Origin of the sequence: Streptomyces sp. Ncost-T10-10d (assembly GCF_900091955.1) — a bacterium.
Taxonomy (GTDB): Bacteria; Actinomycetota; Actinomycetes; order Streptomycetales; family Streptomycetaceae; genus Streptomyces.
The window spans coordinates 1-19,428 of sequence record NZ_FMDF01000081.1; the positions used below are offsets into that span (position 1 = coordinate 1).

Sequence of the window (19,428 nt, forward strand, 5' to 3'; positions counted from 1 at the left end):
TCGCCCTTTCCAGTGACGATGCCAATGGCGTGAGCAGGTTGAGGGCCTCAGCGCCGTGCTCGTCGCAGCCGCCCCGCCTCTCGGCATGCCGTCACAGCCGGGCGAAACACCTCAGCCCGGTTGTGCCGCCGGTAGGCGTCGTAGACCCCCGAGCAGACGGCTGCCGCACAGCCACGCGTAGGACCGCCGGACCGCGCGGCGCACGATCAGCGTGCTGAGCCCGGCGGTGAGCCGGCATCGTTGGGACTGGGTCAGCCCCGGCGGACCCCACTGCTTCCCGGCTGTGTCGGAGCCGCCCAGCAGCCAGTGTTCCTGCCAGCTGTCGCCAGGGAACTGGCTGAGCCAGTCCAGGACTCGGGCCATCGCTCGGTCCTGCCGGGGACGCTGCTGAGCGGTCGGCTCCACCAGCAGAGCCCGAGCGACCTCGATCAGCGTGGCCGGGGAAGCGCGCTCTCACCCGGGAATCGGCTGCCCTGCGGGCCGCTCCGGCAGTCGGGGGCCAATCAGGACCGCGGGTCGCGGACGCCGGCCAGCGGGCGGGCGGTACGTCCGTGGCGAGCGGCCATCATGCATTTCCGAGTACGTCGGCGAGGCCGTTCGGGTCGTAGGTCCAGCTCGTGAGCGGCCGCGGTGGCGGCTTGGGCGCGGGAGTGGGTCAGCGGGCGCAACGGTCCGCGCCGGGTCCACCACACCGGCTCGTGCGGCTCGGGCCGATGCCCTTCCTGGGCCAAACTCGCCCAGGTAGAGGGCCAGCCAGGAGAGCGCCTCCGGTGACGCCGGGCAAGCTTGCTGCACCCTGCCCAGCCCCTTGGACTGCACGTAGATGCGGCCCTCACCAGGGGGCGGCACGTCATCGATCGTCATCCCCAGCATCTCCGCGGCCCTCGCCCCACTGGACGGGAACATCGAGAACAGTGCGCGATCCCGGTTGCAGCCGAGCGCCGCAAACAGGTCCTCGATCACACTGTCCGAAACGGTCCGAGGTTCAGGATCGCCCTGCTTTTGCCGGTAGGCGCCGCGACGGTGTAGCCGGAACGGCTCCAGCGGGGGGATGAGCCTCGATCCGACGGCCGTGGCGGCTCTGCGGGGGCACCGGCGAGACGACCGGCCCGTGTCCGGCCTGCACCTGATGGTCATAGAAGGCGGAGATCACCGAGAGCGCGTGGTTGATCGTCGCCGGGGCGTACCCGTCGCGCAGGTACGGCTTGCCAGTGCGCGGGTTCACCGACCCGGAGCCGGAGCCCCTTCACGGGGGCGGTCACGGGCCGGGTTGTGGCTGACATGCAGCCACAGCACGAAGTCCCGCACTTTCGTGCGCTGGTTCCGGTTCCACGGCACCTCCACCGCTGCCAGGAACCGGAACCAGCGCAGCAGGTCATAGGCGTAGGAGCGACAGGAAGCCGCCGTGTTTCCACGGGCCACGAGCTCGCGCAGGAACTCGCTCACCGGCGCGATCGGCAGCCCTGTGCCGTCCAGCACCTGCCAAGGCAGGGAGGCATCTCGCGTCTCGACCACCCTCCCGACCCGCGCCACCACCAGTCCGGCAGGGCTGTTCCCCGGAGGGCAAGCAACCTGAGCCATCGCATCTCCGTCCACGTGCCATTGCTCCGGACGGAGACTCCTCGCTTACCCGATCGCGAAGGCGGAGGACACACCTATCGTGCGGTCAACGGGTCGGTGCACGGCCTTGCCCCGAGTAAGACAGGCGCATCGCGAACAGGTGAACCTTGACGTGCTGGCCGGCCAGACGGATCGTCACGTCGCCGCAGTCCACCCCGGCCGGTGGGACTGCGGGATGAACACGTTCACCGGTCCGCGGCCCGCCTCGGGGCGGGGGGCGCCGGTCGAAGATCCTCTTGGCACTGTGCTGTTGCTTGCGCGGCACGTCCGATCTGCCCGGAGCATGGCTTGGATTCGGTGTTGGGCAGCCCCGTCGAAGGGGGCTCCCGGCCGGGGGGAGAGGCGTGGTGTTCGTCCTTGCCGACGATCGATGGCAAGGACGAGAACCTCGCTGGGGACGCAGGGCTCGCTCCAGCCCCGTACAGCTGGCCATCGTCGACCAACAAGAACCCGAACCTCAGCAACAGAAACGGCTGGCCTACCGAGCCCAGGCTGGACCAAGTACCGGGGGAACGAGAGTCCGTTTCAGTAAAAAGTTGTCAAAGGCCCACGTTTCTCCGGCAGCAACATATGGCTGAACCGGCACACCTCACTTCACTTCACTCAAGCAGAAGAAATCATCCAAGCAGAAGAAAAGATCTGTAACAGATCAGTTGAACGGCGGGCAGGGACCAGAGTTGGGGGGCCCCTGCCGGGCCAAAGGCACAGAGCTGTTGCCAACCTTCTCCGGTTCCTGGGAGCGGGGGAGGGCCAGAGGGTCCAACAGGGTCCAAACGCAAGGCGGGAGGGACTGCGATTTTTGGTCCCTGAGCTTCCGTCCCTGGTATTTGTGCAGGTCAGAGCCTTCTCAGCGCCCCCGAGAGGGACTGGAGGGACCGAAAGCTGCAATTATGACGTAGACATAGAGATGTATTCATACGCGCGTACGCATGCACGAACATATACAAGTACAGCTCATAATTGCGGAGTTAAGTCCCTACAGTCCCTTCCTGAACTGGGTAAATCGCTCTGACCTGCACTGATGCTCTTTCTGATGTCAGGGACGGTCCAGGTTCCCAGTCACTCAGCCTCAGTCTCTGGACCCTTTTGGTCACTGTGCTGCTCCGGGGAACGACCCTCATCGCCCCTGCAGGCGAAGTTCGCCGTGCTTCTCAGCCTCTTCAGCCCCTAGGGTTGGGACCCCGCCTGAGGGACCCAAGGGACCCACCAAACTGATAGAACCGGCACACGGGAGACGGGGGACACCTTTTTTTCGGAAGGCGAGCCTTACACTTTCTCGCATCAGGGTCCCTTCGGTCCCTGGCAGGGACGGCTTCCCACGTCAGGTGTGTGAAGTGATCGGGCAGACAGCAGAGACAAGGACGATTCCCGTGCCGCGCGAACGTGACAGCCACGACGGTGGAACCGGTGCCGTGCCCGGGTCGTCACGAGCTGTCGCACGGTGGTGTGCGGCTCAGGGCTGGCCTGTCCACCCTCTTGCCCCGGGGCGCAAGACACCTGTTCGGAACTGCTCTGTCTGCGCGGGGCACAGGCACGAACCTGCCTCGTGCCCCTGTCTCCCCGCAGGACGCCCTTGTCACGGTTTTCACGCGGCCTCGACCGATCCCGGCTTGATCGAGCGTTGGTGGGGTGACAGTCCCTCCTCAGGCGTGGGAGTCGCCTGCGGCCCCGCAGGGCTCGTCGTCGTCGACATCGACGCTCACCAGGTGCAGGTCCCCGACCGAGGACAGTTGCTCCCTGGAATCCCGATCCCGGAACAAGTACAGCTCGACGGCTTGGTCTCGGGTTTCGACACGTTGGCTCTGCTGGCGGCCTACCGGGGGGAAACATCCCCGGCCCAGGACGAGCACACGTTGCGGGTCCGTACCCCTTCGGGCGGCCTGCACGTCTGGTACCGGAATCCCACCCCCTCTGTCAGGTATAGGTGTTCGACAGGATCCGCACGACACACAGCCCTTGCTTGGCAGGTGGACATCCGTGCCGAGGGCGGCTACATCGTCGCTCCGGGGACCCGCACCCCGAAGGGTGTCTACCGCCCGGAGGGCTCGGCCCGCCGACCCGCGGTGTTGCCCGAGTGGCTGCAGCGTGAGCTTCGTCGTACACAGCACGTGATCGAGCACAAGAGCCTCGTGGAGCCCGTGGCCCCCGCCGTGCCGGCCCCCGCCCACCGAGGCGGACGCCGCGCCGCCTCCGCTGACCGGCTGATAGATCCACTCATCGCGCTGGTCGCGGAGTGCGCCGCGGCTCCGGAGGGGACGGGCTTCTCCGAGAAACTCAATCGGGCCGCTTATACGGCCGGAGGGCTGGTCGCCGCAGGGCACCTCGATCAGGCAGCCATACGCGACCGACTTGTACGTGTCGCCCACTACGCCCGCCCTTGGCAACAGTCCCGGAATGAAAAGATCGTCGACGACGCCCTTGCCGTAGGGTCCGTCCGCCCTCTCCACCTCAAAGGACGTCCATGAGCAGCGCCGAGAGCTCACCGCGTTTTGATCCGCAGGCTGCAGCTCAGCAGATGCTCGACCTGGAGTCGGCGGACCTGGCCGCCGGTCCCGCCCGTCTGCCGGCCCAGGGCCCCGTGAGCGCTCCGCCACCGTTTCCCCCGGGTGGTTCCCCTTTCCCTGCCGCTCCCTTGCTGCCTCCTTCCCTCTCCGACCGCGGAAACGCACGTCTGTTTGTGCAGATGCACAGCGATCAGTTCCGTCATGTGGAGGGCCTTGGCTGGTTCGCCTGGGACGGCTATCGGTGGAAGCGCGGGGGCGGGGAGAAGGCCGCCCTGTGGGCTGCGGGGGAGATGGCCGAGGACATGGCCTCCACCGACCCACGAGGAGTGTTCGGTGACCGCGAGCTCGCGCAGCACAAGCGACGAACCTTGTCCACGACCGGACTGAAAGCGCTCCTGACCCAGGCGAAGGCATCGCCGGATATTTCGGTGGATCCCGACACACTGGACGGAGATCCCTACGCGCTGTGCACTCCCGTTGGTGTGGTCGACCTTCACAGCGGTCACCTGCGCAAGCCCGATCCCACACGTGACTTCCACTCCCGGGCCACCAGCGTTGCCCCCCAGAGCATGGAGACCCCTCGCTGGCACCGCTTCCTCGCCGACACCTTCGGTGAGGACGACGAGGGCCAGGAGATGATCGACTTCCTGCATCTGATGCTCGGCTACTCGATCACGGGCGACGTGGGCGCCCAGGTGCTGCCCTTCCTGCACGGAGAGGGCAAGAACGGCAAGTCCGTACTGCTCGACATCATGATTCAGATTCTCGGTGACTACGCGGACGCCGCCCCGCCGGGATTTCTGATGGACCGTGGCGCCTTCTCGGAGCACTCCACGGAGCTGACCGAACTGCACGGGCGCCGCCTGATCGTGTGCAGCGAGCTGAAACCGAACGACAAGTTCGACGAGGCGCGCGTCCGGCTCCTGACGGGTGGCGACAAGATCAAGGCCCGTCGCATGCGACAGGACTACTTCTCGTTCACCCCGACCCATCATCTGTGGCTTCTGGGCAACCACCGCCCAGAGGTGTCCACGGGCGGCTTCGCGTTCTGGCGACGTATCCGCCTGCTGCCGTTCACCCGCACGGTTCCGGCGCACCGCAGGATCGACAATCTCGCCTTCGAGCTGGTCAGAGACGAGGGCCCGGGGATCCTGCAATGGCTCATCCAGGGGGCGCAGCGCTATCTGCGTACCCGGGACCCGCTGGAGGGCCCGGACAGGGTCCGGATCGCCACTACGGCCTACGCCACCACCGAGGATCACATCGGGCGGTTCATGGCCGAATGCTGTACGCGCGACGGCGACGTCGGGAAAGACCTTCGGGTGGAACAGGGGCTGCTCTACTCGGAGTACAGCTCCTGGTGCAACGCGGGGGAGGGGATCCGGCCCGCGACTCCTCGGGCGTTCGCCAACCGCGTCCGCCAAGAGGTGGGGGTGGCCTCGCCGACCGACATGATCAAGTCGAACGGCCGAAAGTACTACCCGAGCATCGCACTGCTGGAGCGCCCATGACGGCTGTCGCACCTCTGCCCTCTCCACCACGCGGCCTACACCACGGTCGTGGTGCGCTCTACGATGGTGTGGAGGCCCCCGGGAGCGGTGGCCCTCGCAGAGCGGTCTGCCACCTGGTGAGGAGCGGACCGGAGCGACACGGACAGATGCCCCGCCATGTCCCATGGCCGGGGAGTACGCCGACGAAGGAGAGGCTGCAGCCATGAGTTCGCTGTTGACCGAGAGCGACCTCATCCACGAGGCCGAGGTGGTGTGGCTGGAGAACCTCGAACAGCTTGACTACGTCCGTCAGGCGCTGGACAAGACAAGGCGACGCAACACCAAGCCGCCGTACGCACGGGACGGACGCATGGTGGGGTACGCCCTGCTGGACGAGGACGCCTTCCCGGACCCCGACAGCGGCCTGTACAAGCGCCGGGTGTTCTTCCTGCTGCCCCATGACCGTGACAGCCTGCCCGACGGCCTGTACCGCGAGGGTGCCCCGGGGGAGGCGGTCGATCCGCGCACGATCGCGCCGAAGAAGCCGGGGGCGAAGACCCCCAGGTCCCAGTGCGGCTCAGTGGCCGTCGCGGCGTCGGCTCCCTGAAGCGGGCCCACGAGAAGGTGCCCGCCAGCCGCTGACCCGCTCGCGGCGCAAGTGTTTTCGACAAGTCTCCGCTACTACGACGAGCGAAGCCCGCGCGGAGTTCAGGTTCGCCTGCCCGGGCAGGCGAACGTGGCGAACCACCGTGCCGTCCTGCACGAGGCTGTGTCAGTTCTTGGCGGTTTCTGCGCTGTTGGTTCGAGTGGAGGTGGAAGACCTGCACTCGAACCGTTGTCGCAGCCGTCCTCGCCCAGTGCCCAGAACTGACCGCCCTCCATAGGCGTGTCCGCACCTTCGCCGAGATCCTCACAACACGCTCTGGCCACCACCTCAAGGACTGGGTCACCGCAACCCGGGTCGAGGATCTTCCAGAGCTCCACACGCGACCAGCTCGTCGACGAGTTTCGTGGCGGGTGTGCAGCGGACCCGGTCGTCGCCCCGGCCATCAGCCACTCGGCCAGGAACACCGGGTAGTACATCTGGTCGGGGGCAGCGCAGTCGGCCAGGTCTGGGAACTGCTGCCGGATGGAGGACAGTCGCAGCAGGCGGCAGACCTGGCCGATCGAGGCGATGGAGGCTTCTTCGGTCAGCCCGCGCTTGCGGTCTCCAGGACGAAGCCGTGGACCGAGGCCGCGAACAGCTCGGGTTCCTCCACATGTCCCATGTGGCCGCTGTCCTCCAGCACCAGCAGCCGAGACTGCGGGATCAGCTCGTCGAGTTCGAGACCCCAGCGCATTCCGCAGATCACGTCGTGCCGGCCCACGACGACCAGCGCCGGTACCGCCAGCTCCTTGAGCGCGGCGCGGTCGTCGATGGCGTCGGGGGCGAGATCCTCGTCCAGGCCCGAGATGTACGTCGCGCGCACGGCGTCCCGGAACGGGGCCAGCCGCTCCTCGTCCGCCCAGTAGTCGGCGAAGTACGACGGCAGCACGCCCCGGGCGACCGCCGTGGTCTGTTCGTCGGTGGACATGCTGCCCATCGCACCGAACGCGGCCATCACACCGGGCAGCCCGGGGTGGTCGGCATGTTTCGCGGCGAACGCCTCCACCATCCGAGCCGCCTCCGCGCCGTGCTCAGGGCCGGTGACAGGGGCGCCCTCGTACAGAACGACTCCTGCCAGCTGCTCAGGGCGGTACAGGGCGTGATAGGCGGCCACGAACGCACCGTGCGAGTGTCCCAGCAGGTGCACCTTCGGCACCCCGAGCCGGTTGATCAGAATCTGCAGGAAGCTGCTGTAGCGCTCCCGCGTGTATCCGTGCGGGTGCGAGGGCAGGCGGCTGTCCGTCGTGGTGCCTATGGGCTCGACGTAGACCATGGTGAGGTGTTCTTCGAGGGCGGGCATGCGCATGTACTCCCAGAAGATTCCGGGACCGCCGGAGTGGGCCACGCACACCGGACCGGTGCCGTGGACGTGGTAGCGCTGTACCAGGCCGCCCAGACGGTACGTGTGGGTGCCGGGGGAGAGGGGCGCGGTGTCGGGCGCCGTGGCGTGGTGGTGCGCGGGTGACGAGACCATAGAGTCCTCCGTGACGTGCTGGTTTTCCATGACACCGGCACGACGCTGTGGAGGCCGACAAGTTCGGTCGCCGTGATGTGATCTGGCGCACAGCTACTGGGGGAGGAGCGCTGGCTCAGGCCGCGGGAGGTGCGGGCTCCATCCGCGGGCGGGCGGCGTGGAAGAGGGAGACCCGGTCGATGCGACCGCCGTCCAGCGTCATGATCCAGGCGACCCCCGGCGGACAGTGTTCCGGATTGTCGGCCGGGCTGATCAGTTCCATCTCCCACACGACCAGGGACCGGCCCGCCACGATGTGCACGGGCCGCTGGCGAACGCCCGCTGAGAGGTCGCAGTCCATGCCCGCCAGCAGGACTCCGGCACCGCCGAGCCGTTCACCGCCGGTCAGCAGCGAGACATCGGAGGAGTAGCGGTCCTTGACCACCTTGCCGAACTCGCCGCGCTCGGCGGCCGCGAGTGTTTCCCGTGCCTCGTGCCAGCTGGCCTCCGTACGGCGCATCACATCCTCGTGTGCTGTGGCCGCCGTGGCTGTCACAGCCTGGGCCAGCGCGGTGCGGGCCTGGCTGAGCCGGCTGCGCACCGTGCCGACGGGCACGGCACAGGCTTCGGCGATCTGCCGGTACGAGGTGATTCCGGTGGAGAAGTACCGCAGGACGACCGGCAGCCGCAGGGCAGGTGACAGCGTCTCGACGGCCTCCCAGATCCAGTCCCGCAGCGCGTGGCTCTGCAGCACCTGCTCGGGTGTGATGCCGTCCGGGGGCACCGGCACCTCCTCCACGGGCTCGACGCGCCGGGAGGCGCGCAGCAGGGTCCGGCAGTTGTTGCGCACCACCATGCGCAGCCACGGCCCCACGGCCTGCGGATCACGGACGTCCACGATCCGCCGCAGCGCCACCAGCGCCGCTTCCTGCATGACGTCGTCCACGTCCGGCCCCGGTCCCAGCAGGCTGAGCGCCACGGCTCGCATCCCGGGCCGGTGCCGCTCCAGGAGCAGGGCCAGGGCCGATACGTCGCCCGCCTGCGCGGCCCGGGTCAGTGCCGCGTCCTCCCCCGGCCCGGTGGTCACCGGCACCCCGCTCATACCTTGTCCCTCCAGTCGCGACACCTGTCCTTCCCGAGCCTAACTCTCGACGAGTAACAGGTGTCGGTCTGCACGGGGGTTTGACGGGCCGCAGGTCCGCCGTCCCAAGGGATATCACGGGCAGCTCCCGGGCTCCATCGGGAGCCGGCGGTCGCGAGCCTCGGTACCAGTGGTTGGCCTGCCGGAAGGACCAGGCATTGCAGGGGCTGCCATAACTGGTGGAACATGTGTGAATCCCGGATGTGATCCTGGAGCACATACGCTGGGCTGAACCATCTCCGCTCTCCGGCTCGTGTGAGTAGAGGCTGCGCACCGGTCGGTGGCATGACGCGGAAAGGCTGGTCTTCAGGGATGTCCAAGGAACCGACGAAGTCCTTCGAAGTCCGTTGGGACGACATGGACCTGAACGGCCATCTGCGCAACACCAGGTACCTGGAGTACGCCGCCACGGCCCGGCTCGCCTTCCTGGTCGATTCGGGGTGGACGCCTCAGGACCTGCTGAAGGCCGGGGTCGCCGCCGTGTCGCTCGGTGAGGAGGTCCGCTACCTGCGCGAGGTCCTGCCCCTCGAAACGGTCACTGTGGCCTCCCGCATCGTCGGCCTGAGCACGGACGGGGCACGATGGCGGTTCGAGCACAGCTTCTCGCGGGAGAGCGGGGAGGAAGCCGCCGTCGTGCGCACGCTCGGCGCGTGGATCGACGTCCGTGCCCGCAGGATCGCCGCACCGCCGGTCGGTCTGTTGACGGCCCTGGAGGCGGCGAGGGCGGCCGACTGCGAGGTCCTCACGTCGTCGAAGCGCTGATCCCACGACCCCGGTCACGATCCGCCGCTCCCCGGCGGGTCCGAGGGACCGGGCCGGGGCCGTCGCCCGGGGTGAGGGGAACGGCCGCCCTCTCATCGGGGAAGAGTGTGAGGACGACCGCCCGTTCCTGCGGCCAGACCAGCCATTGATCATCCTGACCGCAGGAGTCCCTCTCTCAGGCAACGGGGCGGCCCCCGCCGGGGGTTCACCGATGGAGCGAGAAGTTCGGAAACATTGCGCGACAGCAACGACGTCCCTGACCCGACGAGATCGGAGCGCCGGATGACGAACGAGCCGACGGCGACGCGCGCCCGGCCGGCGCTGCCGAGGTGTGGCAACGGGCTGCCGCGGCGGCGTCCCCGGCCTTCGCCGGTCTCCTGCTGCGGGACCCGCGGCCCGACGGGCTGCTCGGCCGACTCATCGGACTTGCCGTACCGCCCGTCGGCCACCTGGGGCGCAGCGATCACGCGCCGTTCTGGAACCGGGGGATCCTCGCCCTCATGCTCACGGACAGCGCGAACTTCCGTAATCCGCAATGCCACCGGTCGACGGACCTGCCGGGAACGCTGGACCACGGGCGGCCGGCCGTCGTCGCCGAGGCCACCGTGGTGACCGCCGTCGCGTGGCCCGATGCCGGTACCGAAGGAGTCAGCACGCCGACCGGCGGCCGACCTTCTAGGAAGGTGCTCTCCACATGCGGACAACACACCTTGACTGTGGCAGGATGTGTGCGGAAGACAGTGACACATGTGTCGACGCACGCCGCTTCGGGGACCCCGTGTCCGTACCGCCCTCCTTCGACACGGGGCCGCGGCGCCGGCCGGGCGTGATCTGCCGCCGGAGGGAGGCGGGACGTGACGCGCGATCAGTCGGACTGCGCTTCGCGAGCGGGGAGGAGGTCTGCGGTGGCGACGTCCCAGTCGACCCCGGCGAGCTCATGACCCGCGGGAACGAACTCATAGGTGTACTCCAGCCACTCCGCCAGCGGTGCCACGGGCAACTCGAACAGAGCCGCCATGTCACCGGAGGTCAGCTGGAGCCGAGCGGTCGCACGCTCCTCCAGGTTCGACGGCCACATCTGAACGTCGCCGAGGCCGCTCATCGAGTACAGCCCCTGCTGGAGGAGGTCCCGTCCGATACGCCACAGGACGCGCGGGCCGCCTTCTATGAGGAACTCCGCGGACACGATCAAAGGAAATTCCGGGACGAACCGGAATGCCGCCCTGATCGCCTGACGGGCGGAGACGTCAAGCACGCGTTCGATGTCCAGGACCAGTTCGAGATCGCCGTGCGGCGCCGTTCGCGAGACCTGGACACCTGGTTGGTTGCCGCTCATGACGGGTGGATCCTTCCCTGGGGCGGAGGCTGGCCTGATCTACTTTGGCTGCCGGGGGAGCGGCGTACATAGGTAAGTTGACCGTCCCGCATCGCCGGGTCGACGGTGATCTTCGTGACGGGACGTCGATATATGGATGGTTGTCCGCCTTGTGGTACCCGGGATTCCGGGTGCCTTCGCGCGGAGCCCGCGCCCGTGTGCCGCCGCCGGGCGTCGGCATTAAGTGCCGCTATCTCGGCCACCCTGCTGGGCGCGACCCGCACACTCAGGTCACCGCCCGCCAGTTCCTGTGCCGCAGCTGCCGCCCCGCGCACCGGTCGTACCACCGCACGGTGCTGGAGCACCGTGAAGACGGCCACGATCGCGGTCGACGCAGCGAGCCCGAGAGCGGCGGCGAGGACCGCCTGATGGCTGTTGGTCCCTGCGGCGTCCGTGCGCTCCGCGAGCTGCCCGCAGCTTCGCAGGCCGGGCCATCGGAGCCCAAGGCGTCCTCGCGGCCCTGCAGGGACGGCACGACAGAGCCCTGCAATGCGCTGCGGAGATCGAGGAGGCATCCCTGCGCCTCGGCCAGGGCCAGCACCTGAGCCTGGCCACCCTCACCCGGGTTCTGACGGCCTCCGGCACGGGACGGTACGCCGAGGCCTACACCCAACTGCGTGCGTCGTTCACCGAACTGCTGACACCGTACTCGTTCGAGCAGTTCTGGGGACTGGCCTTCCTCGTCGAGGCGGCGCTGCCCGCAGGAGAGGCGGACGACGCCAGGGCGGTCGTCGAGCAGATCGATCAGCGGACCCGGACCGGGCGGTCGCCCCTGCTCGAACGGATCCTGGACTACGCCGGCGCGGTCCTGGCCCCGGACGAGGAGGCGGAGAGCCGCTACCGCGCGGCACTCGGCGACGGGTCCGAACAGTGGCCCCTGCTGTACGCCATGACGCAGTTCAGCCATGGTGTATGGCTCAGGCGCCGGCGCCGTGTTCTCGAGTCACGCGCACCCCTCACCACGGCCGAGTCCGTCTTCCGGTCCCTCGGGGCCATGCCCCGCGCGGAGCTGGCGGCGGCGGAACTGAGGGCGGCCGGCCTGGCGGACGCCACCGACTCCGGGGACACCGCGGCCCAGGTCCTGTCCCCGCAGCAACTCACCATCGCCCGCCTCGCGGCCCAGGGCCTGACGAACCGGGCCATCGCGGAACGCCTTCACCTGTCGCCCCGCACCGTGGCCTCGCACCTCTACCAGATCTTCCCCAAGCTCGACGTCACTTCGCGCGCGCAGCTCGCCGAGAAGCTGGCCCCGCGCTGACACACAGCCCTGCGGTTGCCGGGCCGGCGCGTGCGGAGGTGGGGGCGTGTGCGCAGGAGCCCGCGCGAGCCACAGCACCGAGTGGCCCGCCCAGCCCGTCGTACGCCTCAGCCGACCGGCTCGTTCCGCAGGACCGTGGCCAACTGAGCCCGCGTCGTCACGCCCAGCCGGGGAAAGACCCGATACAGGTAGGACCCGATCGTCCGCGGTGACAGGCCGAACTCCGCACCGATCTGACGGTTCGAGAGCCCCCGACCGGCGAGGGTGGCGATGCGCAGCTCCTGCGCACTGAGCAGTCCCCCGGCCGCCGCCGGCCGGGGCGCACCCGAGGTGACGGTCCCCGCACTCTCCCCGGAGGCCCGTAGCTCCTCGGTGATCCGCGTGACACGGGCCTTTGCGCCCATCATGGCGAAGGCGGCCGCCGCCTGGCGCAAAGTGACGCGGGAGTCGGAGAACTCGCGCCGCCGTCGCAGCCACCGCCCGTGAGCCAGGCGCAGGGACGCCTCCAGGAAGTGGTGGTGGGACAGATCCATGGCGAAGGCCCGCTCGTACAGCGGCTCGCCGTGCTGATCGCCCGCCAGGACGGCCTGTGCCACAGCGAGTCCGACCGAGACGATCGGGGCATGCTCGGGCCCCAGCTCCCGCTCCAGCTGCCGCAGCCTCGCACGCGCCTCATCCGCCGCGTTCACGGCATCGGCCGCTTCTGCGAAGGGGACCAGGGCGAACAGAGCAGCGGTGCAGCGTGCGGGGGCGGCGAGCAGGCGGGCGAGGGTCGCGTAGCCGGCTGCGAAGTCGCCGCTCTCCACCTGAGCCCACCCGGTGCTCACGGCGACGATGTCGTCCATCGAGGCCACGGACCGCCGCGCGACGTCGAGCGCCCGCGGATCGTCCCACGACACCACGGTGCCGGTGCGCAGACCTCGGGTGAGTTGTTCGAGGAGCCCCGCCGCGGTCGTGTGGTGGTCGTGGCCGCGCTCCTCGGTGCTCTCACCGCAGCGCCGGAAGGCCAGTTCGGCCTGCTTCCATTCGCCGGTCACCAGGTGTGCCAGTCCCTGCCGGAGAAGTACGCCGGGCATGCGGTCGTCCAGGTCGTGGAAGCGGCAGCGACGCTCCGCCTGCCGGTGCAGATCCAGCGCCTGCAGGGGCGCACCGGCCAGCAGGGCCGCTTCCCCCAGGCGCTCAAGGTCTCGTACGGGCAGGGCGTCGCGCTCCAGGGCGTCGGGCAGGCGCTCGATGACGGCTGAGGGGCGCCGCAGCGGCATCGCGGTGGCCATGGCGTGCAGCAGCCGTGGATCGTCCGCCCTGTCCGGCAGCATGGTGGGCCAGGGCCCGCGCCATGCGCTCCCAGCCGGCCTCGTAGGCCAGTTGAGCTGCCCGCAGGAGGCAGCGGCCCTGGTCCTCGGGCCCGCTGCACAGGTCGGCGGCGCGCCGCAGCAGACGGACGGCGGTGGCCGGCTCGTTCTGCCGCAGTGCGTGGCCGTGCACGTCTTCGAGGCGGGCGGCGAGTTCCGGGTCGGGCCCCTCCACCGCCTGGGAAAGGTGCCACATGTGCCGGACGGATCCCTGTTTCAGTTCGGCGGCCAGGGCTGCGTGGGCGGAGCGGCAGCGCCGTGGACCGGTGCCGTGGACCACGGCACCGGCGGTGGCCGGGTGGCTGAAATGCAGTCGCATTCCGTCGAACATCACGATGCCCTGGCGTTCCGCGGGTTCCACGGCCGCGAGATCCACGGCGGCGCCCCCGAGCCGGGAGGCGGCTGACAGAAGGGCCGGGATGTCCGCCGTCGGGTGGAGCGCCGCCACCAGCAGCAGATCCCGGGTCCCGGCAGGGAGCTGTGCGGTCAGGGGGGCCAGGGCGGCGGCCAGCCGGTCGGACGAGGCGGGCAGGTAGGGAGCGGAGTGGTCGGCCTGGATGGGGAGTTCGAGGAGGGCGAGGGGATTGCCGACCGCGGTCGCCAGCAGCTCACGCTCGGTCTGAGGATCGTTGCCCGGACGCGTCTTCGCCAGCAGGGCGGCGGACTGGGCCGGGGGCAGCGGATGGAGCAGCAGCTCGGGAAGGCCCTCCAGGGACGCCGGGCGGCCGTGCTGTGGGCGTACGGTCATCAGCAGGCCCAGTGGTTGGCCTGCGGTTCTTCGGGCGACAAAGGCGAGAACGTCCCTACTGGGTTCGTCCAGCGCGTCCCAGTTGTCGACGACGATCAGCAGGGGCTGGTCGGCGCTGACCACCTCAAGAGCGCCGAGAACGGCGAACGGCATCCGGCCCCGGTCCTGCGGAGCCGGGGCGCCATCGACCAGCAGCGTCTCCAAGGCGTGGAACTGCCGGCCGGTCAGGAGCCGACGCGCATCCTCCAGGACCGGCCAGAGGAGCTGAAGCAGGCCGGAGAGCTCGGGCGGACGGCCGCCGCGTATGCCGGTGCACCGGAGTATCCGCGCGCCGGCGGCGGCTGCCGGCCCGGCACCGGCTTCGAGGATCTCCGACTTTCCTGATCCCGCGGCGCCGCGAACGACCAGGGTCGCCCCGTCGGTCAGCGCGTCGCGCACGAACGCCCGCAGCGCCTCCAGCTCGACATCACGTCCGACCAGCCTCGAATCGTTCACCGGCCCGTACGGAACGATGGCGCCGATCGACGGCGGGTGACGGACGGCCTCTTCGGCAGAGAAGAAGGCGCTCTGGGTCTGCGTGTTCATGGGTGCCCCCGTTCCGGGCGGTTGAGCGTTGTCATGCGGATCAAGGGGGCGCCCTCGAGCCTGACTCCCATCCCACCTGACGCATGACCGCGAGAACAGGCAGTTCCCATGCAGCTTGCCCCGCGCCCGATCCCGCGTGCCGCGTTCACGGGCGGGCCGACCGGATGCCTCGTCACCTGTGCGCGGCCGGCCCTCCACCTCAGCTGTTCTCTGCTCTGCCGGCAGCCATGGTGCAGGACGGCTCTGGCCGCGGGTGAGCGCCGCACCGGCCAGACACGCGCTCGATGACACGGATCGCTGCTCCAGTGGGATACGTATCATCTGATCCGGTGTAACACGGACACACATGTGTGAACATGAAGCAGAAAGGAGAGAATGCCCGAGGGCGGCACAGGCTGTGTGAGCACTCGACCGGCCAGAGATACCATGCGTTGACACATGTGAGGAACCACTCAGCGAGGAGCGAGCTTTGTCCGAGAACAACCAGAAGCCGTTGACCACAGCTGTCGGCGCACCGGTTCCCGACAACCAGAACTCCCTGACGGCCGGTCCGCGCGGCCCGATGCTCCTCCAGGACGTGTGGTTTCTGGAGAAGCTCGCCCACTTCGACCGCGAGGTGATTCCGGAGCGCCGGATGCACGCCAAGGGCTCGGGCGCGTTCGGGACCTTCACGGTGACCCACGACATCACGCGGTACACGAGCGCGAAGATCTTCTCCGAGGTCGGCAAGAGGACGGCGATGTTCGCCCGGTTCTCTACGGTCGCGGGTGAGCGTGGCGCGGCCGACGCCGAGCGGGACATCCGAGGTTTCGCCCTGAAGTTCTACACGGACGAGGGCAACTGGGACCTGGTCGGGAACAACACCCCCGTGTTCTTCTTCCGCGACCCGCTGAAGTTCCCCGATCTCAACCACGCGGTGAAGCGCGATCCGCGTACCAACCTCCGCGACCCCGAGAACAACTGGGACTTCTGGACAAACCTCCCCGAATCCCTGCATCAGGTCACCATCGTGATGTCCGACCGAGGCATCCCCGCCTCGTACCGGCACATGCACGGGTTCGGCTCGCACACCTACAGCCTGGTCAACGCCGAGGGCGAGCGGTTCTGGGTCAAGTTCCACCACCGGACCCAGCAGGGCATCAAGAACCTCACCGAGGCCCAGGCCCTCATCGGCAGGGACCGCGAGTCGCACCAGCGTGACCTGTTCGACGCGATCGAGAACGGCGACTTCCCGAAGTGGAAGCTGTTCATCCAGGTCATGCCGGAGGCCGAAGCGGAGAGCTACCGTTTCCACCCCTTCGACCTCACCAAGATCTGGTCGAAGAAGGACTACCCGCTGATCGAGGTCGGTGAGTGGGAGCTCAGCCGCAACCCCGACAACTACTTCGCGGACGTCGAGCAGGTTGCCTTCACCCCGGCGAACGTGGTGCCGGGCATCGGCTTCTCCCCCGACCGGATGCTGCAGGGCCGGCTCTTCTCCTACGGCGACGCCCAGCGCTACCGCCTCGGCGTGAACCACCACCAGATCCCCGTCAACGCCCCGAGGAACCCGGTGAACTCCTACCACCGCGACGGCGGCATGCGCGTCGACGGCAATCACGGGGCCCCACCCCGGGCATCGAGCCCAATTCCTACGGACGCTGGCAGGAGCAGTCCGCCTACCGTGAGCCGGGCCAGGCCGTAGGGGCGGTCGCCGACCGGTTCGACTACCGTGCGGACGACGACAACTACTTCGAGCAGCCCGGTAACCTGTTCCGCCTGATGAGCCCCGAGCAACAGCGAGCTCTCTTCGAGAACACGGCGCGCGCGATCAACGGCGCGTCCCAGCGCACCGTTGAACGGCACATCGCCAACTGCACCCAGGCCGATCCGGCCTACGGCGAAGGCGTCCGCAAGGCGATCGAGGCCCTGGCCGCCGGGGACCTCTGACCCCGGCCGCCGATGCGGAACACGCCAGACGTCCAAGGCCTGGAGCAGTGCGGTGTTCGAGCTGCCTGTCGCGGAGGCCGGGGAGTGGCTGGACGCCACGTACGGGATCGTGTCGGCGGAGGCGGAGGCGGAGGCGGAGGCGGAGGCCCTGGGCTGGGACGCCTTCCTCGGTGGACTGCTGGACGACCGCGAACGGCCCGACGACTGACCCACCGCCCTGCGTTCCGCGCACGGCACAGCCTCGGGGGAGGCAGGGCCGCAGCCGCCGTGGTCGTACGGGACCGCCTGAGCGGTGCGTCGCAGACAGGGACCGAAGGGACCGGGAATCCCGATCACCTCCGGAGCGTGAAGGCCCGTGGGGGCGCCCGGGCGTACCACTTCTGCCGCGTCACGGACACGGTGACCGGCCCGGCCTTCGGCGGCTCGTGCGCGGCCGTGGCGTCGGCGGGTGACTGCATCCGTGGCACGCTGCGGGCGCGGCGTAATGCCGCGCCGCTTGACGAGGCCGCGCTGCTGCGGGAGTGCGCTCGTCCGGAGTGCACGCACGTCTGCCTCGACCGCTCGCGGGGCCACCGCCGGGAATGGTGCGCGATGCGGACCAGCGGCAACCAGGTCACGGCCGCCGCCTACCAGGTACGCCAGCACGCCACCCAGACCTGACCGCACCGGCCAACCGCACGCCCCCGGGCCCGACACGTACGTCAGCCGGGGAGCGGAAGCACACCTCGTGCGGGGCCAGCGCCAATGCGGCTGGTCCGGACGACCCGTGATCCCGGTGCGGACGACCCCGCAGGCGGCGACCGCGAAGCAGGAGCGCGGCCTGCACGACTACCAGGTCCGCCGCTACCCCGGCTGGCACCACCACATCACCCTGGCCATGGCCGCCCACGCCTGCCTCACCGTCCTGCGGGCCAGCCAGCTCGACACCGGGAAAGCAGAAACGGATCCTCCCAGCTCATCCACCTCGGCCTCGCCGAGATCGACGAGCAGACGGACACGGCCACGGGGCGCTCCTACCTGACGATCTTTCAGGAGGCGGACGGGCTGCCGCTCCAGCCGATCGCGGCCGGCCGGTACCAGGACCGTTTCGTACGGCGGGACGACACCTGGCGCTTCGCCGAGCGCCGTATCAACGTCCACGGCCCTGTTCTCGAATAGCTACGGCCAGGTGGCGTGTGGCTATCGGTGAGGCTTGGGGCGAGGTCACTGTTGGTGCCGGCCTTGGTTTCTGAGCGGGGTGCAGGAACTTCGTTGCCGGTGAGCGCGGCGAAGTCGGTGTGGGCCTGTTCGATGGCGCAACGCGTCGACCACCCGGTACAACACGGTCAGGCCGTCTAATCGGAGGCGCTCTCCGCGGAAGGTGAGCGTCCGACACGGACACCACGTACTCGTCCCGGTCCACGCGGGCGGCGCTGGCACATTTTGGGAATAGTTCCGTCACATCGGGACCTGGAATGCGTGATCGTCAGTTTTCGGTGTCGAGTTGGATGTGCTCGATGTAGTTGTCCAGGAAGGCGGTCAGGTCCTGGGCTTCGGTGTGAACGGCTTCCTGTTCCAGGGCGGTGAGGGGGCGCAGGGAGCTGATGTGGAGTTGGTGGTCGCGCACGGTCCAGGTGGCGGTGACGCGTCCGTCAACAAGGACGGTGCGGTGGCCTGCTACGGACAGACCGAGGTGGGGGGCGTCGATGATGCGGCTACGGTCGTGGTAGCCGAGGATGGCGTTGTCGAAGGCCGGAAGGAACCGGACGGGGGCCGGGGTGTCGGGGTGGGGCGGGGTGCGTCGGGCAGGTCGAGCAGTTCGCGGCCGCGTTCGTCACGGAAGACGACGAGTTCTTCTCGGGCGGCTTTGATGGCGGCGGGAAGGCCGGCGAGGCCACACCAGGCACGTACGTCCGCACTGGCGGCGGGCCCGTACGCGGCGAGGTAGCGGTGCAGCAGTTGCTGTCCGACGGGATCACTGCCATCGGCTGGCACGGGGGCGATGTCCCGTTCCAGCCAGGTACTCAACGGCAGGTTGCGTACGCCGGCGGTCTGGTGCCACAGACCGCGGGGCGGGAGTTGGGCCATGGGGATGAGGGCTGCGATGAGCAGCTCGCCCAGGACACGGCGTGGTGGGCCGGGCCAGCGGTCTTCGAGAGCTTGTACGAGCTCGGTCATGGTGCGGGGCCGCTGGTCGGCCATGACCGCGCGGCCGGCGGCGGCGACCTCGTCCACGTCGATGCCGGTCAGTTCGCGCCGGTAGGTTCCCAGTACTCGCTGGCGCAGCATTGTGTCGTGGCGGGCTCGCCATGCGAGCGCATCGTCGGCGGTGACGAGATGGACGGTGCGCCGCATCAGGTGGGTGCGCACCACCGCGCGACCGGTCAGCGCATCGTCCAGTTGCTTGGGTTTGAAGTCGGACAGGCGGGACCACAGCCCAGTGAAGGGTTCCTGAGGATCCTGCGCCTGCAGGCCGCACAGATGAGCCACTGCCTCCGATACGGATCTGTCGCTGCGCTTGAGCAGGTGCTGGCGGGCGAGGGTGGCGCGATTGAGGGCACGAGCGTCAAGGACAGTCATGGCATT

16 protein-coding genes and 3 pseudogenes are annotated in these 19,428 nt (G+C 68.9%); 10 read left to right on the forward strand and 9 right to left on the reverse strand.

The annotated features are described in order from the left end of the window. Window positions 1–111: 111 nt before the first annotated feature. Both GA0115254_RS12230 and GA0115254_RS12235 read right to left on the reverse strand, forming a co-directional pair. Window positions 112–363, reverse strand: coding sequence for a hypothetical protein (locus tag GA0115254_RS12230; protein ID WP_093895304.1), 252 nt, complete (start codon window positions 361–363; stop codon window positions 112–114). A gap of 858 nt (window positions 364–1,221) precedes the next feature. Next, window positions 1,222–1,581 carry a site-specific integrase gene (locus GA0115254_RS12235; protein ID WP_107451320.1) on the reverse strand — a complete coding sequence of 120 codons (360 nt, stop codon included), beginning with the start codon at window positions 1,579–1,581 and terminating at the stop codon, window positions 1,222–1,224. Window positions 1,582–3,032: 1,451 nt separating this feature from the next. Here GA0115254_RS12235 and GA0115254_RS12240 point away from each other — a divergent pair. From GA0115254_RS12240 to GA0115254_RS12250, 3 genes are all read left to right on the forward strand, one after another. Beyond that, entirely contained in the window at window positions 3,033–4,085 is a 1,053-nt protein-coding gene (locus tag GA0115254_RS12240; RefSeq protein ID WP_093895306.1) for a bifunctional DNA primase/polymerase, read from the forward strand. Then, complete coding sequence (locus tag GA0115254_RS12245; protein WP_093895307.1) at window positions 4,082–5,635, forward strand: DNA primase family protein; 1,554 nt, start codon at window positions 4,082–4,084, stop codon at window positions 5,633–5,635. The genes GA0115254_RS12240 and GA0115254_RS12245 overlap by 4 nt, the downstream gene beginning before the upstream one ends. Before the next feature lie 202 nt (window positions 5,636–5,837). Next, window positions 5,838–6,221 (forward strand): DUF6009 family protein, encoded by a 384-nt coding sequence (locus GA0115254_RS12250; protein WP_093895308.1) that lies wholly within the window; start codon window positions 5,838–5,840, stop codon window positions 6,219–6,221. A 583-nt stretch (window positions 6,222–6,804) separates the two neighbouring features. Here the strand turns inward: GA0115254_RS12250 and GA0115254_RS12255 are convergent. After that, window positions 6,805–7,734, reverse strand: coding sequence for an alpha/beta fold hydrolase (locus GA0115254_RS12255; protein ID WP_093895309.1), 930 nt, complete (start codon window positions 7,732–7,734; stop codon window positions 6,805–6,807). 115 nt (window positions 7,735–7,849) lie between these two features. Further along, on the reverse strand, window positions 7,850–8,815 hold the full coding sequence (locus tag GA0115254_RS12260) for an RNA polymerase sigma factor (RefSeq protein ID WP_093895310.1): 966 nt from the start codon (window positions 8,813–8,815) through the stop codon (window positions 7,850–7,852). A gap of 351 nt (window positions 8,816–9,166) precedes the next feature. On the opposite strand from GA0115254_RS12260, the gene GA0115254_RS12265 reads away from it, so the two are divergent. Then, window positions 9,167–9,616 carry an acyl-CoA thioesterase gene (locus GA0115254_RS12265; protein ID WP_176740082.1) on the forward strand — a complete coding sequence of 150 codons (450 nt, stop codon included), beginning with the start codon at window positions 9,167–9,169 and terminating at the stop codon, window positions 9,614–9,616. A gap of 865 nt (window positions 9,617–10,481) precedes the next feature. On the opposite strand, the gene GA0115254_RS12275 is transcribed toward GA0115254_RS12265, so the two are convergent. After that, entirely contained in the window at window positions 10,482–10,952 is a 471-nt protein-coding gene (locus GA0115254_RS12275; protein WP_176740083.1) for an SsgA family sporulation/cell division regulator, read from the reverse strand. After that, the gene (locus GA0115254_RS45910) at window positions 10,949–11,506 is read right to left on the reverse strand and encodes a HAMP domain-containing protein (RefSeq protein ID WP_256102522.1); all 558 of its coding nucleotides are present in this window, start codon (window positions 11,504–11,506) and stop codon (window positions 10,949–10,951) included. The genes GA0115254_RS12275 and GA0115254_RS45910 overlap by 4 nt, the downstream gene beginning before the upstream one ends. Before the next feature lie 479 nt (window positions 11,507–11,985). On the opposite strand from GA0115254_RS45910, the gene GA0115254_RS45915 reads away from it, so the two are divergent. Then, a complete protein-coding gene (locus tag GA0115254_RS45915) occupies window positions 11,986–12,249 on the forward strand; it encodes a response regulator transcription factor (protein WP_256102523.1) in 264 nt (87 codons plus the stop codon). A gap of 107 nt (window positions 12,250–12,356) precedes the next feature. On the opposite strand, the gene GA0115254_RS45920 is transcribed toward GA0115254_RS45915, so the two are convergent. Beyond that, window positions 12,357–13,523 (reverse strand): helix-turn-helix transcriptional regulator, encoded by a 1,167-nt coding sequence (locus tag GA0115254_RS45920; protein WP_256102524.1) that lies wholly within the window; start codon window positions 13,521–13,523, stop codon window positions 12,357–12,359. Beyond that, window positions 13,429–14,934, reverse strand: coding sequence for an AAA family ATPase (locus tag GA0115254_RS45925; protein ID WP_256102525.1), 1,506 nt, complete (start codon window positions 14,932–14,934; stop codon window positions 13,429–13,431). Before GA0115254_RS45925 ends, GA0115254_RS45920 begins: the two co-directional genes overlap by 95 nt. Before the next feature lie 469 nt (window positions 14,935–15,403). On the opposite strand from GA0115254_RS45925, the pseudogene GA0115254_RS12295 reads away from it, so the two are divergent. From GA0115254_RS12295 to GA0115254_RS43050, 5 genes and pseudogenes are all read left to right on the forward strand, one after another. After that, window positions 15,404–16,863 (forward strand): annotated as a pseudogene (locus GA0115254_RS12295) (catalase). A gap of 52 nt (window positions 16,864–16,915) precedes the next feature. Continuing rightward, window positions 16,916–17,071 (forward strand): hypothetical protein, encoded by a 156-nt coding sequence (locus GA0115254_RS44365; RefSeq protein ID WP_176740084.1) that lies wholly within the window; start codon window positions 16,916–16,918, stop codon window positions 17,069–17,071. Between the two features lie 137 nt (window positions 17,072–17,208). Next, window positions 17,209–17,523 carry a CGNR zinc finger domain-containing protein gene (locus GA0115254_RS47500; RefSeq protein WP_370740859.1) on the forward strand — a complete coding sequence of 105 codons (315 nt, stop codon included), beginning with the start codon at window positions 17,209–17,211 and terminating at the stop codon, window positions 17,521–17,523. A 139-nt stretch (window positions 17,524–17,662) separates the two neighbouring features. Further along, window positions 17,663–17,884 (forward strand): annotated as a pseudogene (locus GA0115254_RS43045) (IS701 family transposase); the annotation flags it as partial. Then, window positions 17,842–18,021 (forward strand): nuclear transport factor 2 family protein, encoded by a 180-nt coding sequence (locus GA0115254_RS43050; protein WP_256102530.1) that lies wholly within the window; start codon window positions 17,842–17,844, stop codon window positions 18,019–18,021. The pseudogene GA0115254_RS43045 and the gene GA0115254_RS43050, both read left to right, overlap by 43 nt. A 307-nt stretch (window positions 18,022–18,328) precedes the next feature. Here GA0115254_RS43050 and GA0115254_RS12310 read toward each other — a convergent pair. Then, window positions 18,329–19,422 (reverse strand): annotated as a pseudogene (locus GA0115254_RS12310) (winged helix DNA-binding domain-containing protein). Between the last annotated feature and the right edge of the window lie 6 nt (window positions 19,423–19,428).

Coding starts and splice junctions, on each gene's coding strand:
- GA0115254_RS12230 (WP_093895304.1), bottom strand. CDS start 363: ATGGCCCGAGTCCTGGACTGGCTCAGCCAGTTCCCTGGCGACAGCTGG.
- GA0115254_RS12235 (WP_107451320.1), bottom strand. CDS start 1,581: ATGGCTCAGGTTGCTTGCCCTCCGGGGAACAGCCCTGCCGGACTGGTG.
- GA0115254_RS12245 (WP_093895307.1), top strand. CDS start 4,082: ATGAGCAGCGCCGAGAGCTCACCGCGTTTTGATCCGCAGGCTGCAGCT.
- GA0115254_RS12250 (WP_093895308.1), top strand. CDS start 5,838: ATGAGTTCGCTGTTGACCGAGAGCGACCTCATCCACGAGGCCGAGGTG.
- GA0115254_RS12255 (WP_093895309.1), bottom strand. CDS start 7,734: ATGGTCTCGTCACCCGCGCACCACCACGCCACGGCGCCCGACACCGCG.
- GA0115254_RS12260 (WP_093895310.1), bottom strand. CDS start 8,815: ATGAGCGGGGTGCCGGTGACCACCGGGCCGGGGGAGGACGCGGCACTG.
- GA0115254_RS12265 (WP_176740082.1), top strand. CDS start 9,167: ATGTCCAAGGAACCGACGAAGTCCTTCGAAGTCCGTTGGGACGACATG.
- GA0115254_RS12275 (WP_176740083.1), bottom strand. CDS start 10,952: ATGAGCGGCAACCAACCAGGTGTCCAGGTCTCGCGAACGGCGCCGCAC.
- GA0115254_RS45910 (WP_256102522.1), bottom strand. CDS start 11,506: ATGCCTCCTCGATCTCCGCAGCGCATTGCAGGGCTCTGTCGTGCCGTC.
- GA0115254_RS45915 (WP_256102523.1), top strand. CDS start 11,986: ATGCCCCGCGCGGAGCTGGCGGCGGCGGAACTGAGGGCGGCCGGCCTG.
- GA0115254_RS45920 (WP_256102524.1), bottom strand. CDS start 13,523: ATGGCCACCGCGATGCCGCTGCGGCGCCCCTCAGCCGTCATCGAGCGC.
- GA0115254_RS45925 (WP_256102525.1), bottom strand. CDS start 14,934: ATGAACACGCAGACCCAGAGCGCCTTCTTCTCTGCCGAAGAGGCCGTC.